16 protein-coding genes and 1 tRNA gene are annotated in these 15,659 nt (G+C 48.5%); 15 read left to right on the plus strand and 2 right to left on the minus strand.

What is annotated here, in order from left to right:
• Positions 1 to 1,246, plus strand: a 1,246-nt coding sequence (locus tag VIM87_RS29025) for an outer membrane beta-barrel family protein (protein ID WP_332000368.1), incomplete at its 5' end; no start/stop codon positions are given.
• Here the strand turns inward: VIM87_RS29025 and VIM87_RS29030 are convergent.
• A complete protein-coding gene (locus tag VIM87_RS29030; protein WP_332000369.1) occupies positions 1,243 to 1,899 on the minus strand; it encodes a protein-L-isoaspartate(D-aspartate) O-methyltransferase in 657 nt (218 codons plus the stop codon). The two genes, VIM87_RS29025 and VIM87_RS29030, sit on opposite strands and share 4 nt — an antisense overlap.
• A gap of 223 nt (positions 1,900 to 2,122) precedes the next feature.
• Here VIM87_RS29030 and VIM87_RS29035 point away from each other — a divergent pair, with 223 nt between their 5' ends.
• A complete protein-coding gene (locus VIM87_RS29035) occupies positions 2,123 to 3,847 on the plus strand; it encodes a phospho-sugar mutase (protein ID WP_332000370.1) in 1,725 nt (574 codons plus the stop codon).
• An 85-nt stretch (positions 3,848 to 3,932) separates the two neighbouring features.
• Here VIM87_RS29035 and VIM87_RS29040 read toward each other — a convergent pair whose 3' ends face one another.
• Positions 3,933 to 4,430 carry a phosphoribosyltransferase family protein gene (locus VIM87_RS29040; RefSeq protein WP_332000371.1) on the minus strand — a complete coding sequence of 166 codons (498 nt, stop codon included), beginning with the start codon at positions 4,428 to 4,430 and terminating at the stop codon, positions 3,933 to 3,935.
• A 227-nt stretch (positions 4,431 to 4,657) separates the two neighbouring features.
• Between VIM87_RS29040 and VIM87_RS29045 the strand changes: the two genes are divergently transcribed.
• The 13 genes from VIM87_RS29045 (at position 4,658) to VIM87_RS29105 (ending at position 15,611) form a co-directional block, all read left to right on the plus strand.
• Positions 4,658 to 5,980: a (Fe-S)-binding protein gene (locus VIM87_RS29045; protein WP_332000372.1), complete on the plus strand. Its 1,323-nt coding sequence runs from the start codon at positions 4,658 to 4,660 to the stop codon at positions 5,978 to 5,980.
• 34 nt (positions 5,981 to 6,014) lie between these two features.
• Entirely contained in the window at positions 6,015 to 6,797 is a 783-nt protein-coding gene (locus tag VIM87_RS29050; RefSeq protein WP_332000373.1) for a (Fe-S)-binding protein, read from the plus strand.
• 26 nt (positions 6,798 to 6,823) lie between these two features.
• Positions 6,824 to 7,339 (plus strand): hypothetical protein, encoded by a 516-nt coding sequence (locus VIM87_RS29055; protein WP_332000374.1) that lies wholly within the window; start codon positions 6,824 to 6,826, stop codon positions 7,337 to 7,339.
• 44 nt (positions 7,340 to 7,383) lie between these two features.
• Positions 7,384 to 7,456, plus strand: a tRNA-Gly gene (locus VIM87_RS29060).
• Between the two features lie 165 nt (positions 7,457 to 7,621).
• Positions 7,622 to 7,915 carry a type II toxin-antitoxin system HigB family toxin gene (locus VIM87_RS29065; RefSeq protein ID WP_332000375.1) on the plus strand — a complete coding sequence of 98 codons (294 nt, stop codon included), beginning with the start codon at positions 7,622 to 7,624 and terminating at the stop codon, positions 7,913 to 7,915.
• 60 nt (positions 7,916 to 7,975) lie between these two features.
• The gene (locus tag VIM87_RS29070; RefSeq protein WP_332000376.1) at positions 7,976 to 8,356 is read left to right on the plus strand and encodes a helix-turn-helix domain-containing protein; all 381 of its coding nucleotides are present in this window, start codon (positions 7,976 to 7,978) and stop codon (positions 8,354 to 8,356) included.
• Between the two features lie 88 nt (positions 8,357 to 8,444).
• Positions 8,445 to 9,866 (plus strand): tRNA (N6-isopentenyl adenosine(37)-C2)-methylthiotransferase MiaB, encoded by a 1,422-nt coding sequence (gene miaB, locus VIM87_RS29075; protein ID WP_332000377.1) that lies wholly within the window; start codon positions 8,445 to 8,447, stop codon positions 9,864 to 9,866.
• A 45-nt stretch (positions 9,867 to 9,911) separates the two neighbouring features.
• Positions 9,912 to 11,141 (plus strand): sigma-54 dependent transcriptional regulator, encoded by a 1,230-nt coding sequence (locus tag VIM87_RS29080; RefSeq protein ID WP_332000378.1) that lies wholly within the window; start codon positions 9,912 to 9,914, stop codon positions 11,139 to 11,141.
• A 48-nt stretch (positions 11,142 to 11,189) separates the two neighbouring features.
• A complete protein-coding gene (lptE, locus tag VIM87_RS29085; protein ID WP_332000379.1) occupies positions 11,190 to 11,705 on the plus strand; it encodes an LPS assembly lipoprotein LptE in 516 nt (171 codons plus the stop codon).
• Positions 11,706 to 11,742: 37 nt separating this feature from the next.
• Positions 11,743 to 13,023, plus strand: a complete 1,281-nt coding sequence (locus VIM87_RS29090) for a hypothetical protein (RefSeq protein WP_332000380.1) — start codon at positions 11,743 to 11,745, stop codon at positions 13,021 to 13,023.
• Between the two features lie 20 nt (positions 13,024 to 13,043).
• A complete protein-coding gene (gene secG, locus VIM87_RS29095) occupies positions 13,044 to 13,400 on the plus strand; it encodes a preprotein translocase subunit SecG (RefSeq protein ID WP_089912065.1) in 357 nt (118 codons plus the stop codon).
• A 68-nt stretch (positions 13,401 to 13,468) separates the two neighbouring features.
• Positions 13,469 to 14,539 (plus strand): endolytic transglycosylase MltG, encoded by a 1,071-nt coding sequence (gene mltG / locus VIM87_RS29100; RefSeq protein WP_332000381.1) that lies wholly within the window; start codon positions 13,469 to 13,471, stop codon positions 14,537 to 14,539.
• A gap of 130 nt (positions 14,540 to 14,669) precedes the next feature.
• Positions 14,670 to 15,611: a YihY/virulence factor BrkB family protein gene (locus VIM87_RS29105; protein ID WP_332000382.1), complete on the plus strand. Its 942-nt coding sequence runs from the start codon at positions 14,670 to 14,672 to the stop codon at positions 15,609 to 15,611.
• Positions 15,612 to 15,659 lie beyond the last annotated feature (48 nt).

Consider the following 15,659-nt stretch of genomic DNA (forward strand, 5'->3'; position numbering starts at 1 on the left):
TAATAACAGTGACTACTATACGCTGTACCAGAAACCCGGCGGTGCACAGGATCCGGACCGGCAGTCCAACACCGGCCTTAATCATAACCAGTTCTGGAATGCACAGTCGGACTACACCACGCCCATGGGTAAAAAAGGTAAGTTTGAAGCGGGTGTAAAAGGTACTTTCCGGAAAATAGATAATGATTACACCGCCCTGCTGTTTAATTATGATACGGACCAGTTTGAGAAAAGCAACAGCCTTTCCAACACCTACTCCTACAAACAAAATATTTATGCTGGTTATGTAAATGTATCCAGCGCTATTGGTAACCTGGGCTACCAGGTAGGTGCCCGTATAGAGCAGGCCCAGTTAAAAGGATACTCTTACAGCCAGAATGCTGCGGTAGACAATCATTTCTTTAACGTATTTCCCAGTGTGTTCCTGAAGTACAATCTACCCAAGAACCAGGACCAGAGCCTGGTGTTCAACTACGCTACCCGCGTGGACCGGCCGGATTTTAATGACCTGCTGCCTTATATTAATAACTCCGATCCGCAGAACATACGCACCGGAAACCCGGATCTGCAGCCTTCGCTCACCCATAAGTTTGAAGTGAACTATTCGCAGTATTATCCTAAATCGCACGACTTCCTGAATACCGGTGTGTATTACTCACAGGCTAATGATGATATAGACCGCCTTAGCATACTGGACACCATTACCGGCATTACCACCACCAAACCCATGAACCTGGCCAAAGACCAGGACTGGGGTGGCAACTTTACCTACCAGCTGCACCTTTTCCGCTGGTGGGATGTGACCAGTAACCTGAACCTGGAATATAGCAAGCTTACAGGATCCGGCAGCTTCAGCACCCTTACCAATGAATACCTCACCTATGGTGTGAATGTAAACAGCACGCTTCGTTTGCCTTCTCACTTTAATGTACAGCTGCAGGGGCATTACCGCTCGCCACGCGTATCGCCGCAGGGCACTACCAAAGCTATGAACGGTATAGACCTGGGCCTGCGTAAGGAGCTTCTGAAGAATAATGCGCTGGCTATTTCCCTGAATATCTCCGACCTGTTAAATACCCAGCAATTCAGCAACCACTACGAAACCGATGCTTTTATACAGGACTATGAGCGCAAACGCACCACGCGTTTCATTCGCCTGAACCTGCGTTACCGCTTTGGGAAGATGGATCCGAATATGTTTAAGAAAAAGAAACAGGTTGAAGAAGAGCCCATCATTATGAATTAGGATCTTTTCCCCGAGAGCATAGGTACAAAAGAGAAGTTATCAAAGGTTTCCTGCTCATAATCATTATCGCCTGTTTTGGTGATGCGGATCATGCGCTGGATCTCGCTGCCGCCTACCGGCACCACCATCTTACCCCCGATCTTCATTTGCTGCAGCAGCTTGGGCGGTGTTTGCGGCGCCGCCGCAGTGATCAGTACCTTATCAAAAGGGGCAAAAGTGGGCAATCCTTCATAGCCATCCCCATAAAAGAAGCGGATGGTGGGGTAACGGGATTTAAAAGGGAATTGTTTTACCTGGTCAAACAGCTTTTTTTGCCGTTCTATGGTGAACAGGTTGGCCTTTAGCTCGCCTAATACGCAAGCCTGGTAGGCACTGCCCGTACCTATTTCAAGTATTTTTTCAAAAGGTTTTACTTCCAGCAATTGGGTCTGGTAGGCTACGGTGTAGGGCTGGGAAATGGTTTGCCCCTCGCCTATCGGGAATGCCCGGTCCTCATATGCAATGCCTTCAAACGCGGTGTCTAAGAAATAATGCCTGGGAATGTTGTTGATAGCCGCTAATACATTTTCGTCTGTGATGCCTTTCTGCCGAAGTGTGTCTACCAATTGTTTCCGCAATCCTTTTTGCTTGTAAGAATCGTCGTACCGCCTCATAGCCGCAAAATTAACCAAACCGGTCAATTTTCAATGGGGTGTGGATTACTTGTTTGAGCGGAAAGCCGAAAGCAGAAAGCATAAAGCTACTGCAGCGGAGTGTTTGGACTGCTTTTTGCTTTCCGCTTTCGGCTTTCCGCTTTTTTACTAACATTAGGAATGTCCACAGCAGGGGAAATACGTTTTTTCCTCTTTATATTTGGACCTCAAATAAAACAGGAACATGGATACTAATATCGAGAACAAGGTAAACCAGTGGTTGCAAGGCGGTTTTGATGCCGAAACCGTGGCCGCCGTTCAGCAACTGCAGCGCGGCAACCCCGATGAGCTGGCCGACGCTTTTTACCGTAACCTGGAGTTTGGCACCGGCGGCTTACGCGGCATTATGGGCGTAGGCACTAACCGGATGAACAAATATACCGTAGGTATGGCCACCCAGGGTTTTGCCAACTACCTGAAAAAAGCTGTAAAAGGTGAGATCAAAATAGCCATTGCCCACGACAGCCGCAATAACAGCCGTTATTTTGCGGAAGTAACAGCCAACGTAATGGCTGCCAATGGCATTAAAGTGTTCCTGTTCGAGAGCCTGCGCCCCACCCCGGAGCTGTCTTTCACCATCCGCCACCTGAAATGCCAGGGCGGCATAGTGCTGACCGCCTCCCACAACCCCAAGGAATACAATGGTTATAAAGCCTATTGGGACGATGGCGGCCAGCTGGTGCCCCCGCACGATAAAAATGTAATTATAGAAGTAGAGAAAATAGCCGGTATAGATGAAGTGAAGTGGAGCGGCGGCGAAGCCAATATTACTGCTATTGGTAAGGACGTAGACGAGGCCTACCTGCAAATGCTCAAAAGCCTGTCCATTAACCCGGACATTATAGCGGCCCAGCACGATATGAAGATCGTGTACACGCCCATTCACGGTACCGGTATTACCCTGGTGCCTGAAATACTGAAACGTTTTGGCTTTACCAATGTACAGGTGGTACAGGAGCAGGCTACGCCGGATGGTAACTTCCCTACCGTGGTATATCCTAACCCGGAAGAGTCGGAAGCCATGAGCATGGGTCTTAAAAAGGCCAAAGAGCTGGATGCAGCTATCTTATTAGGTACGGATCCTGACGCGGATCGTGTAGGCATTGCCGTAAAAGACCTGAAAGGGGAATGGATACTGCTGAACGGTAACCAAACCGCCGTGCTGCTGTTCAATTATATTATTGAAGGCCGCAAAAAGAAAGGCCTGAGCGGACCTACCGACTTTGTAGGCAAAACCGTGGTAACCTCTGACCTGATAGACGTATTTGCCGCCAAGAACGGCGTACGCTGCTACAATGTACTGACCGGCTTTAAGTGGATTGCCGATATGATCCGCGAAAAAGAAGGCAAGGAAAAGTTCATTTGCGGCGGGGAAGAATCCTACGGATATATGATAGGCGACAACGTGCGCGACAAGGATGCCATTGCATCTGTAGCCATGATCTGCGAAATGGCCGCCTATGCCCGTAATGAAGGCCGCTCCCTGTATGAGCAGCTGATAGACATTTACGTTAAATACGGTTTCTATAAAGAGCAGCTGATCTCCATCACCAAAAAAGGTATGAAAGGCGCTGATGAAATTGCCGACATGATGCGCAGCTACCGGGATGCACCGCCGGCCACCATCAACGGCTCGCCGGTAGTAAAGCTGTACGATTACCAGCTGCAGCAGGTGAAAGACCTGAAAACCGGCGCTACAGAGGCTATTAACCTGCCTAAATCCAATGTACTGCAGTTTATACTGGAAGATGGCAGCAAGATCTCTGCAAGGCCTTCCGGTACGGAACCCAAGATCAAGTTCTACTTTAGTGTGCAGCAGCCATTAGCAGCAGCTAAAGACTTTGACCAGGTGAATACCCAGCTGGATGAGCGTGTACAGAAGATTATAAAGGATATGAAGCTGAAATAAGAGCTGAAAGCATAAAGCAAAAAGCATAAAGCCAATGCAGCGAACCGCGCACATAGCTTTATGCTTTTTGCTTTATGCTTTTACCTTAAACCAGGTACGCAGAAAGAATCTCCTCTCCTTCCACATCCACCATGATCATATCCTGCAGGCTGGTGGAGAGTAAGTAACCGGTAAAATCCACTGTTAACGGGAAAGATTTATGCTTACGGTCTACCAGCACCGCGGTCTGGATCTTACGCGGCAGGTATTGCAGAAAAGGTTTCAGGGCATATAACATGGTACGGCCGGAGTTGGCTACATCATCTATTAATATAATTACCTTATCGTTCAGGTCTGTATTTTCAGACAGCTTTACCTCCAGGGGATGTTGCTTATCCAGGCGCAGCTCTATCAGCTTTATCTTAAACGGCGCGATCTTTTGCAGGATCCCGGCTATTTTTTGCGCCAGTATCATGCCCCGGTCCCATATACCAACCAGTATCACTTCCGGCTCCGTGCTGTTGTGCTCATATATTTCATAAGCAATACGTTCCAGTTTTTTTTGAATAATGTCCTGGGTAAGGATCACGTTTTTTGTTGCCATATGGATGCTTTGATGAGTGCAAAAGTAATAAAAATTGGGGTCCATGGTCGATGGTCCATAGTCCATGGCATTTAACGTAAAAATATGCATTACGTGCGCAGGCAGCTGGTAAACCCCGAAGTACCTCCAAATGATCAGGGCTATGGACTATGGACCATCGACCATGGACTGTAAAAAATTACTTACATTGCCAATAAACCGTAAATTAGAAAAGTCAAATCTGGAATATGCATTTAGTACAGCAGCTTTTATTTGTAATAGTATTAGCAGCAGCCGTATACCTGTTTGCCCGTAAGGTGCGGGAGATCAGGCGTAATATACTGCTGGGGCGCGATGTATCCTTAAATGATAACCCCGGGGAACGCTGGCGTAATGTATTATTACTGGCCTTTGGACAAAAGAAAATGTTCCGCAACCCGCTGGTAGCTGTACTGCACTTTTTCGTATATGCGGGCTTTATTATTATTAATGCTGAGATCCTGGAGATCATCCTGGACGGGGCAATAGGCACACACCGCCTATTTGCATCACCCTTAGGCAGCTTATACCCCGTGCTGATAGGCTGTTTTGAGATCCTGGCCGTGCTGGTGCTCAGCGGCTGCGCCATCTTTTTAATACGCCGCAATATCCTGAAACTGAAACGTTTTATTGGCCATGACCTGGACGGGTGGCCCCGCTCAGACGCCAATTATATCCTGATCACGGAAATAGTGCTGATGGTATTATTCCTTACCATGAACACCGCCGACCAGGTGCTGCAAAGCCGTGGCTCAGAGCATTATATAGCTACCGGCAATTTCTGGATCTCCGGCCTGCTCACACCTTTATTGAACGGCCTGTCCGACAGCAGCTTAATAGCCTTGGAGCGTGGTTGCTGGTGGCTGCATATTTTAGGTGTGCTGGCTTTTCTGAACTACCTGCCTTATTCAAAACATTTACATATCATCCTGGCATTTCCCAACGCCTATTACGCCGATCTGCGGCCTAAGGGTAAAATGGAGAACATGCCTGCCGTACAAAAAGAAGTACAGCTGATGCTGCAGCCGGAGCTGGCTGCCAGTGAGCCCCCGGCAGAAGGTATCCCTAAGTTTGGCGCCAAAGACGTGCAGGACCTTACCTGGAAAAACCTGCTGGACGCCTACAGCTGCACGGAATGCGGGCGTTGCACTGCTGCCTGCCCTGCGAATATTACCGGCAAAAAGCTCTCGCCCCGTAAGATCATGATGGATACCCGCGACCGGGCAGAAGAAATTGGCCGCGTGCTTAATAAACAGGGTACTTTCCAGGAAGATGGCAAAGCTCTGCTGCGCGATTATATTTCTGAAGAAGAGCTGCGCGCCTGCACTACCTGTAACGCCTGTGTGCAGGAGTGCCCGGTAAGCATTAACCCGTTGCACATCATCTTGCAGCTGCGCCGGCATTTGGTGATGGAAGAATCCAGCGCGCCGGCAGAATGGAATATGATGTTCAGCAATATTGAAAATAATATGGCGCCCTGGAAGTTCTCGCCGGACGACCGGGATAAATGGGCTGTAGAAATGCAGGGATAATTAAACGAACAGGATCACTTCAAATAAACAAAAGATGACGATTAAAACAATGGCCGAATACGCCGCCAGCGGCGAAACACCGGAAGTGCTCTTTTGGGTGGGATGCGCAGGCAGCTTTGATCAGCGGGCACAAAAGATCACCAAAGCTTTTGCAACCATCCTGGATAAAGCAGGCATCCGCTTTGCCATCCTGGGTAAGGAAGAAAGCTGCACCGGCGATCCGGCCCGCAGGGCAGGCAATGAGTTCATATTCCAGATGATGGCGCAGAACAATATCCAGGTGCTGAATGGTTATGGTGTAAAGAAAATTGTTACGGCCTGTCCGCACTGCTTCAACATTTTCAAAAATGAATACCCGGAGCTGGGCGGTAACTATGAAGTGCTGCACCATACCTCCTTTTTACAACAGCTGATAGACGAAGGCAAAATAAAAATGACGGAAGGCGGCACCTTCAAAGGCCGCCGGATCACCTACCACGACTCCTGCTACCTGGGCCGGGCCAATAACATTTATGAAGCCCCGCGCAAAGTGCTGGAAGCGCTGGATGCCGAGCTGGTGGAAATGAAACGCTGCCGCAGCAAAGGACTGTGCTGTGGCGCCGGCGGTGCGCAAATGTTCAAGGAAGAAGAAAAAGGTACTACCCGCGTGAACTTTGAACGCGGCCGTGAAGCCGTGGATACAGGCGCTACCGTAATTGCCGCCAACTGCCCCTTTTGTATGACCATGCTTACGGATGGCGTAAAAGAGCAGGGCAAGGAAGACAGCGTTCAGGTGCTGGACATTGCCGAGATAGTAGCCAAACAGCTGGGCGATTAATGTGAATATCGTAGCTTTGCAGTATTATGACGATAGCAGCAATAAAACAATTATTACCCGCGGATTTTGCACCCGACTCCCGCGTATGGATATACCAGAGCAACCGCCCGTTCAATGAACGGGAAGCCCTTGAAATTAATGAGCAATTGCACCAGTTTGCTACGCAATGGCAATCGCACGGCACGCCGGTAAAGGGTTTTGGACAACTGTTCTTTAACCAGGTGATCGTGTTGATGGCCGATGAAAATGCCACCGGTGTAAGCGGCTGCAGCACCGATAGCTCTGTACGGGTTATCAAAAGCCTGGAACGCCAGTACGAAGTAAATTTATTTGACCGGCTGCTGCTGGGCTTTGTAGTGAAGGATCAGCTGGAATTGTTGCCCATGGCGCAATTGGCCTATGCTTTTGAAAAAGGCTTCATTAACGAGAACACCCTGTACCTGAATAATACAGTGCTTACCAAACAGGAGCTGGAAGAAAAGTGGCTGCAGCCGGTAAAAGACAGCTGGGTGATGAAGAAAGTAGCCAGCGTTTCAAAATAATCTTTACATTTGACACCCGGTTTATTCTTTGGATAAACCGATAAGCGGGAATAGCTCATTTGGTAGAGCGACGGCTTCCCAAGCCGTAGGTGGCGGGTTCGAGCCCCGTTTCCCGCTCCTCTCTCTCACTCAAAGTTCACGATCAAATAAGGTTGTTTGTTAAATCTCACCATTACTTTGATCATTTCTGAAATACTAATTTAATTAGCAATAATTTCATTTTTTGAAATTTTATTTAATAATCCACAAGAAATGATTTACTTTTACCCAAATAACGACGTAATGGTCATTATATCACGCAAGGTGATCAATGAATTTGCGGCTATTCATCCTGATTCTATTGACCCCTTATGGCATTGGTTCAGTATTACCAACCAGGCAGATTGGAGTAACTTTACAGCATTAAAACAGTCATTTAACCATGCAGATTATGTAGGGAATGATCTGTATGTTTTTAATATCAAGGGCAATGATTACCGTCTGATTGCCCGCATTATCTTCAAAGTGCGTACCGTGTATATACGATTCATTGGTACGCATATTCAGTATGATAGGTTAAACCTGAACGACCTTTAACTGTTCAGGCCCAAGGTATACATGGGTGATGTGTATACCCAATTGCATGTCATAAAAACTATGAATAAAAATCTTTCCCCCACTATCTCTTCCGAAAGAGATTATGATGCGGTGATGCAGGAGATCCATGCCCTCATGAAAAAGGGCGAACAGCAGCTTACTGAAAAAGAGCTGCTGCATCTTCAATCTTTGGTAACTGCCGCAGAAAAATATGAAGCGGAACATTATTCCCTTCCTATGCCCACTACCCTTTCCGGTATGATCTCCATGAAAATGTTTGAAATGAAAATGAAGCAGAAAGAGATGGCTGCCTTGTTAGGTATTAATGAATCCAAGCTCTCACAGATCTTAAATGGCAAGCGGGAGCCGGATGTAGAGTTCCTGAAAGCCATCTATACAAAACTTAAAATAGACCCTAAATTCATCCTCGAACATATATAACCACAACATAACCTTTCTACTGCTGCCATTCTGTCATTTTTCCATTTAATTTATTACTTTTGCTATTCTAAAATTTTCTGACAGAACGATGCTGGAACAGGTTACAAAAGTGCATGATGAAAGCCGCCAGGGTGAAGCCTTCGCCCCGCAAGCGGCTGTTGACCAAACGTATCATAAGAAATTCTACATAGAAAGTTATGGTTGCCAGATGAACTTTAACGATAGTGAGATCGTGGCTTCCATTATGAACCAGGAAGGTTTTGGGGCCACCCGTAACTATGAGGAGGCCGACCTGATACTGCTCAATACCTGCTCGATCCGCGAGAAGGCGGAACAAACCGTGCGTAAGCGCCTGCAGGAGTTCCGCAAGCTAAAGCAAAGCAATCCCGGTATGCTGGTAGGCGTATTAGGCTGTATGGCCGAACGCCTGAAAGCCAAGCTGCTGGAAGAGGAAAAGCTGGTGGACCTGGTAGTGGGACCGGATGCCTATCGTACCCTGCCGGCGCTGGTAGAAGAAGCAGAAACCGGCCAGAAAGCAGTGAATGTGCTTTTAAGCCGGGAAGAAACCTATGCAGACATTAACCCCGTTAGGCTGGACAGCAATGGCGTAACCGCCTTTGTATCCATTATGCGGGGCTGTAATAATATGTGCACTTTTTGCGTGGTGCCCTTTACCCGTGGCCGGGAACGCAGCCGCGATCCCTATTCCGTTATCCAGGAAGCAGCGGCCCTGTTCAACAACGGCTACCGTGAGGTAACGCTGCTGGGACAGAACGTGGATTCCTATTACTGGGTGGGCGTTTCACCGGAAACTGCACAGGAAGAGATCATTACCTTTGCCGGCCTGCTGGAAAAGGTAGCGCAGATCAGTCCCCTGCTGCGCGTACGTTTCAGCACCTCCCATCCCAAAGATATTACGGATGAGGTGCTGCACACCATGGCTAAGCACGAGAACATCTGCAACTATATTCACCTGCCCGTGCAAAGCGGCAGCACCCGTGTGCTGCAGCTCATGAACCGCACCTATACCCGGGAATGGTACATGAAAAAAGTAGCGCGCATCCGTGAAATACTGCCGGACTGCGGCCTTTCAACCGACATTATCACCGGGTTCTGTACCGAAACGGAAGAAGACCACCAGGACACCCTGAGCATGATGGAGTTTGCGAAGTACGACCTGGCCTACATGTTCTTTTACTCAGAGCGCCCGGGTACCCTGGCCGCCCGCCGTTACCAGGATGATGTGCCGGAGGACGTGAAAAAACGCCGGCTGGCCGAAGTGGTGGAGCTGCACCGCAGGCAGGCCCTGGAAAGCATGCAAAAAGACCTGGGAAAAACGTTTAAGGTGCTGATAGAAGGCACTTCCAAACGCTCAGAAAATGACCTCTTTGGAAGGAATGATCAGAACAAGGTGATCGTTTTCCCGAGGGGCAATTACGAAAAAGGACAGTATGTGCAGGTAAAGGTGGTAGATTGTACCGCCGCTACCTTAATAGGCAAGGTAGTGTAACCCATACCTGTTGATATAAAAAACATTAAGCCGGAGGCAGATGCTATGGAAATACAGTCGATAAAGAACAGATTTGGCATTATTGGAAATTCACCTGCATTGAACTATGCCCTGCAGGTGGCGGCGCAAGTGGCCAACACCGACCTCACAGTAATGATCTTTGGGGAAAGCGGTGTGGGTAAGGAAGTATTTTCTACCATCATCCATGCATTAAGCGCACGTAAGCATAACCCGTTCATAGCAGTGAACTGCGGCGCCATCCCGGAAGGCACTATTGATTCGGAGCTGTTTGGCCACGAAAAAGGCTCTTTCACCGGCGCAGTAGACAGCCGTAAAGGATATTTTGAAACCGTGAACGGCGGCACTATTTTCCTGGATGAAATTGGCGAAATGCCGCTGGGCACCCAGGCCCGCCTGCTGCGGGTGCTGGAAACCGGGGAGTTCATCCGCGTGGGCTCATCCAAAGTGCAGAAAACAGACGTACGTGTAATAGCCGCCACTAACCGCGATCTGCTGGAACAAACGCAGCACGGCAAGTTCCGCGAGGACCTCTATTACCGTTTAAATACAGTGCCCATCCGCGTACCATCCCTGCGGGACCGTAAGGAGGATATTCCCCTGCTGTTCCGCAAGTTCAGCGTAGATTTTTCAGAGCGGTATAAAACCCCCTCCATTCAGCTGGATGATGAGGCGCGTAATATACTGATCAATTATCCCTGGCGCGGTAATGTGCGGGAGCTGAAGAACATGGCAGAACAGATCTCTGTGCTGGCGAATGATAAGCTGGTAACCGCGCAGGAGCTGCAACGCTTTTTACCGGAAGTGCCCAATACCTCCCGCCTGCCTATGCTGGCCTTGCCACAGCAGGGCAGCAGCGATTTTGCAAGTGAAAGGGACATTCTTTACAAGCTGTTCTTTGACATGAAAAAAGATGTTACAGAGCTGAAGAAGATGTTCTTTGACATCCTGCAAAATCCAAACATAGCGCATGCCGCAGCTTACCAGGAAAATAATCATGAGCATGTGCTGCATAATTTTGCACCCACAGAAAATAATAATGTGCTGCCGGCGCCCTCGCGTATTATTTTGCAGGATCATGATATAGACCATCATGAGGAAGTGGAGGAAACCCTTTCCATTGCCGATAAAGAAAAAGAGCTGATCGTAAAAGCGCTTAAAAAACATAAAGGAAAAAGAAAAGATGCGGCCCTGGACCTGGGTATTTCAGAGCGGACCTTATACCGTAAACTGAAAGAGTATAACATTGGTGATTGATTACCTTTGTGAGCACCATCCATTAAATCATTACATTCTTATAGAGAGATGATCAGATTACTGAAAGTGAGTATAACCGCTGTAGTCCTGTTAGTTTTGGGCGGATGCTCCGTAAAATATTCCACCTCCGGCGCCAGTATTGACCAGGGAGCAAAAACCGTAAATGTGCGTTTTGTGGAGAACAGGGCGCCTATTAACAACCCAACCCTGAGCCAGCGGGTATCGGAAAAAATACGCAACAAGATCCAGTCGCAAACCAAGCTAACGCAGATCAACGAGGATAATGCGGACTATGAATTTAAAGCCACTATTACCGGTTATAACTTCTCCAATGCCGCGGTAACCAACGTGGATAAGGCAGCTACCTCCCGCTTAACCGTAACCATTAACGTAGTGTTTATTAAACGGGTAGGCGATAAAAAGGGCTGGACCCAACCTTTTTCACAGTCGGCCGACTTCCAGGCAGATCAGCTGCCAAGCCAGGTGGAGAACCGTTTGCTGGATGAAACCATCATTCCGCAGATCACGGACGCCATCTTTAACAGGGCTTTTGCAAACTGGTAGGATACAGATATAAATAATATTCATATATTAGCAGCATATGACCGCAAACAGGATCATTCAGCATATTTTCCAGGAACCGTCACTGCCGCAGGTGTCTGAAGCTGCATTGGAGCAGATGGTGACGGACTACCCGTATTTTACCGCCGCCCGCCTGCTGCTGGCGCAGAAAAGTTACGACCGGTACCTGAACCTGCATGCACCTGCTATTAAAAAGGCACAGCTCTACAGCAATAACCCGCACTACTTTTTCCAGTTTGTGACGGGTGAGCTGGAAAAAAGTACTACGCCACAGGTTACGTCCCTGATAGATTCGGCATTTACGCCTACCACTTATACACCGGCAGATCCAACGCCGTTGGCCAACCTGGAGCTACCGGAAGTGGATGCGCCGGCTGCAATGGCGCCGGCAGATGAAACGGCCGAAGTACCTTCTGAAATAGTGGCTGGCACAGGCATTACGCCCGGCGTGGCCGATGAAATTGAAACCGTGGTGGACGAGTGGGCCGAAGAACCGGCTGCAGGTACAGCCACCCCTGCCCCATCGGAATTTGAATCGGTGGTGGATGAATGGGGGAAACCAGTAGAGCTGGATACCGCTCAGCCGTCCGATGCTGTGGTAGAGGAAGAGTGGGCAGAAGAGGAGGACGAGATCGAAGCGCCGCCCACCAAACCATCGGATGCGCTATGGGCAACCTCAGAGCAGCAGCAGCTGGATATTTTAGCTGAAAATGACGATACAGAGGTGGAGGCTGCCGCTCCGGAAGCCGCTGCGCCTGAAACCTATACATCGCCTGCCGCCGCAGCGCCTGCCTCACCTGAGGAAGAGCCGCTGAAGATCTTTCCTTTTGAAAGGCAGGAGGAAACAGAAACCACGCTCACCTTCCAGCCTTTATATACCGATGATTATTTTGCCTATAAAAAGCTGAAAGAGCCCGATCAGGCAGATGATCTCAATGAAAAAGGCGCCGCAGAAATGCGCAGCTTCACCGACTGGCTGCGGGAAATGAAACAGGGTTTTGCCCAAAAGGCCAATAAAGACTGGTATCATGAGCAGCTGACCCGCAGTTATACGGACACGGACCCGGAAGTATCTGAAACAGTGGAGAAAATGGCCATGGAATCCATTACCCTGAATGATGATATTGTTTCCGAGACGCTGGCTGAGATCTGGGCGCGCCAACGCCAGTACCAGACGGCCATCCAGATATATCAAAAATTAAGTTTGCTTAATCCCAACAAAAGCACTTATTTTGCGCAAAAGATCCAGGAACTGCAATCGCAGCAAATGCAAATGCAGTCCGGTTCAAATAAAAATTAACAGGAAATACTGATATACTTATGTTATTACTCTTTGGTATTGTGATCATTCTGGCTTGTGTGCTGCTGGGTTTCTTTGTACTGATACAGAACCCCAAGGGGGGCGGTTTATCCGGCTCTTTCGGTGGTTTTGGTAACCAGGTAATGGGCGTACGCCAAACAACAGATGTGCTGGAAAAAGGTACGTGGGTGCTGGCTGCCATCATTGCAGTACTGTGTCTGACCTCTTCTTTCTTCGTTGACAAGAACGCAGCCGTACAGCAGCAGTCTAAAACCATTATGGAACAGAATGCAGGCCGTCCTGTACCACAGCCTACTGCGCCGCCGGCTACTTTGCCTGCTACGCCGCAGCAGCAACCGGCTCCTAACAAAAAATAAACGTTTGTTTATAAATCCATTTCCGGACCTCGCCGTTAAAACGCGAGGTTTTTTTATGTAAAACCACTATGGCAACTACTAAGAGAAACAACGCATCTAAAAAGACAAAAACAAAAAAGGCTTCCTGGATCCGGCGGGCAGTAGTGATTGTTTGCGCAATCATTGCAGGTGTGCTGGTATTCATTGCCTATCGCGTATTTGGCCCGAATACCAGTGCTTTTGCCGATAAGAAATACTTTTATATACGCACCGGCAGCACCTATTCCAATGTACTGGAAGGGCTTGAAGAGCAGAATATTGTAAGCAGCCGTAACAGCTTTGACTTTGTAGCGCGGCGGCTGGGCTACCCATCCCGCGTAAAAGCCGGCCGCTACCAGATCAAGTGGGGCATGAGCAATTTTGAGATCGTAAAGCTGCTGCGCTCCGGCAAACAGGCGCCGGTGCAGCTGGTTATTACCAAGCTACGCACCAAGGATGATTTTGTAAGAAAGATCTCCAACAACCTGGAGGCCGATTCCACCGCCCTGCGTTTACTGCTGCACGACCAGGTATACCTGCGCCAATTCGGCCTGGATTCCAATACCGTAATGTGCGCAGTAGTGCCGAATACGTATGAATATTACTGGAACACCTCTGCCGAAACCGCCTTTGAAAAGCTGGAAAAAGAAAGGGAGGAATTCTGGAATGCAGAACGGAAAGCTAAAGCCCGCAACCTGGGCCTGAGCATGAACGAAGTAACCATACTGGCCGCCATTGTGGAGGAAGAGACCAATAAGAATGATGAAAAACCGCTGATCGCCAGCGTGTACCTGAACCGTTATAAAAAAGGCATGCGCCTGCAGGCCGATCCTACCGTGAAATTTGCCCTGCAGGACTTTGGGCTGAAGCGTATCCGCGAAGGACATACCCAGTTCGACTCTCCGTATAACACTTACCGTTATGGCGGGCTGCCACCGGGCCCTATTTGCACCCCCTCTGTGAAAACGCTGGATGCAGTGCTGAACACACCGGAAACAGATTACATCTATTTCTGCGCGAGGTCTGATTTTTCCGGTTACCATGCCTTTGCAGCTACCTACCAGGAGCATCTTGAAAATGCACATAAATACCAGGCAGCGCTGAACAAGGCGGGATACTAAATAATGTGCAGATGTGCGGATATGCAGATGTGCAGATGAATGTGGAGATTATTACTTTATTGTGCAGATGAATGTGCGGAGATCATTTACTTTATTTTAAAATCCTAATTTAGCCGGGCACATTTCGGGTATGCTCAATCTCAAAAAACTGTTACGCAATACAAGGCCTTACCGCAAGCTGGTAGGCATTAGCCAAAGGCTGGTGCTGCCCGGTTTCCAGGGTTTGCCGTTGTATGATGTGCTGAAGTTTTTTCTGAAAGACACCAAAAGCAAAAGCCTGGGCGATCGCGCAGCGGCTATTTCATTCAACTTCCTGCTGGCCATACCGCCTTTTTTCATATTCCTGTTCACGCTGGTGCCGTTCATTCCTATGAAGAATATAGAACCCACGCTGTACCGGCTTGCGGAGGATGTTACGCCTAACTACAACACGTATATGATCGTGCGGAACATGATCCATGACTTCCTGTACACCAACCGCACGGGCCTGTTGTCGATCTCATTCTTGATGGGCTTCTTTTATTCATCTAACGGGTTAATGGGTATTATGCGCTCTTTTAACAAAGAGCAGCCCGGCTTCCGGCGGCGCAAGTGGTGGCGCACCAGGCTGCTGGCCTTACAGCTAACAGCGGTGCTGGTGCTGCTGCTGTTAATTACGGTGGTGCTGATCATTGCGCAGGGCGCCATTTTACGTTACGTTTTTAACCTGCTGAATATTCACAGTACGTTGATCCGCTCCAGTATAGATGTGATCCGCTGGCTGCTGATCATTTTGTTGTTCTTTTCCATCCTGGCGGTTATTTACCGTTTTGCGCCTGCCAGAACCAAACGCTGGAAGTTCATTACCGCCGGCTCTACCTTTGCTACCGTGCTGATGATACTGGTAACGCTGGGGTTCTCTTATTTTGTGAACAATTTTGCCAACTACAATAAGATCTACGGCTCCATTGGCACCATCCTGATCCTGATGCTGTTCATTTATTTTAACTCCTTTATATTGCTGGTTGGGTTTGAGCTGAATGCCAGCATCAGTACCCTGAAGGAGCTGGCTGCTGCCCCGGGGGAGGATTAACCTGTTGAAATACAATGGCTGTCATGACAGTTACTATTAATTGACAGG

Source organism: Chitinophaga sp. (assembly GCF_036569125.1).
Taxonomy (GTDB): Bacteria; Bacteroidota; Bacteroidia; order Chitinophagales; family Chitinophagaceae; genus Chitinophaga.

Coding starts and splice junctions, on each gene's coding strand:
- VIM87_RS29030 (WP_332000369.1), bottom strand. CDS start 1,899: ATGAGGCGGTACGACGATTCTTACAAGCAAAAAGGATTGCGGAAACAA.
- VIM87_RS29035 (WP_332000370.1), top strand. CDS start 2,123: ATGGATACTAATATCGAGAACAAGGTAAACCAGTGGTTGCAAGGCGGT.
- VIM87_RS29040 (WP_332000371.1), bottom strand. CDS start 4,430: ATGGCAACAAAAAACGTGATCCTTACCCAGGACATTATTCAAAAAAAA.
- VIM87_RS29045 (WP_332000372.1), top strand. CDS start 4,658: ATGCATTTAGTACAGCAGCTTTTATTTGTAATAGTATTAGCAGCAGCC.
- VIM87_RS29050 (WP_332000373.1), top strand. CDS start 6,015: ATGACGATTAAAACAATGGCCGAATACGCCGCCAGCGGCGAAACACCG.
- VIM87_RS29055 (WP_332000374.1), top strand. CDS start 6,824: ATGACGATAGCAGCAATAAAACAATTATTACCCGCGGATTTTGCACCC.
- VIM87_RS29065 (WP_332000375.1), top strand. CDS start 7,622: ATGGTCATTATATCACGCAAGGTGATCAATGAATTTGCGGCTATTCAT.
- VIM87_RS29070 (WP_332000376.1), top strand. CDS start 7,976: ATGAATAAAAATCTTTCCCCCACTATCTCTTCCGAAAGAGATTATGAT.
- miaB (WP_332000377.1), top strand. CDS start 8,445: ATGCTGGAACAGGTTACAAAAGTGCATGATGAAAGCCGCCAGGGTGAA.
- VIM87_RS29080 (WP_332000378.1), top strand. CDS start 9,912: ATGGAAATACAGTCGATAAAGAACAGATTTGGCATTATTGGAAATTCA.
- lptE (WP_332000379.1), top strand. CDS start 11,190: ATGATCAGATTACTGAAAGTGAGTATAACCGCTGTAGTCCTGTTAGTT.
- VIM87_RS29090 (WP_332000380.1), top strand. CDS start 11,743: ATGACCGCAAACAGGATCATTCAGCATATTTTCCAGGAACCGTCACTG.
- secG (WP_089912065.1), top strand. CDS start 13,044: ATGTTATTACTCTTTGGTATTGTGATCATTCTGGCTTGTGTGCTGCTG.
- mltG (WP_332000381.1), top strand. CDS start 13,469: ATGGCAACTACTAAGAGAAACAACGCATCTAAAAAGACAAAAACAAAA.
- VIM87_RS29105 (WP_332000382.1), top strand. CDS start 14,670: ATGCTCAATCTCAAAAAACTGTTACGCAATACAAGGCCTTACCGCAAG.